At 68.0% G+C, this 571-nt stretch carries 1 protein-coding gene; it reads right to left on the bottom strand.

Features of this window, described 5'->3' with window-relative positions:
- On the bottom strand, positions 1 to 566 hold a 566-nt coding region (locus F2P44_RS34520), incomplete at its 3' end, for an IS91 family transposase (protein ID WP_167094609.1).
- Positions 567 to 571: the final 5 nt, after the last annotated feature.

The following is a 571-nucleotide window of genomic DNA, read 5'->3' as shown; positions in this document are numbered from 1 at the left end:
ACCGGCAGGAAGAAACCTCGCCTGCAGGCGATCCAGCGTGTGCCGTCCGGCGCCAGGCCGCCGCCGGGGACGATTCCGTGCACATGCGGATGGTGGGTCAGTGCCGAGCCCCATGTGTGCAGCACCAGCGTGGCACCGATGCGGGCACCAAGGTGCTTGGGATCGGCAGCGATGGTGCACAGCGTCTGCGCCGCCGTCTCGAACAACAGGCGGTACATCAATGCCTTGTTGTACCACGCGAGCGCGGCGACCGGTGCCGGGAGGGTGAAGACGACATGGTAGTACTCGACCGGCAGCAACTCGTTCCGGCGCGCTTCGAGCCAGCGGCGCGCGGCATTGGCCTGGCACTTTGGGCAGTGCCGGTTGCGGCAGGAGTTGTAGGCAATGTCGACGTGTTCGCAGGCGTCGCAGCGCAGCGCGTGCCCTCCCAGCGCCGCACTGCGACACTGCTCGATGGCCGACATGACCTTCAGTTGGCCCAGGCTCAGGTGACCGCGCTGTGCGTGTCGCCAAGCCGGGCCGTGGGCGCGGAAGATGTCCGCGACCTCCAGGTCGGGGCGCTCCATAGCAC

This window comes from Massilia frigida, from assembly GCF_011682175.1.
GTDB classification, from domain to species: domain Bacteria; phylum Pseudomonadota; class Gammaproteobacteria; order Burkholderiales; family Burkholderiaceae_D; genus Telluria_A; species Telluria_A frigida.
The sequence above is the reverse complement of the archived record's forward strand: the minus strand, read 5'-3'. Positions and strand labels throughout refer to the sequence as shown.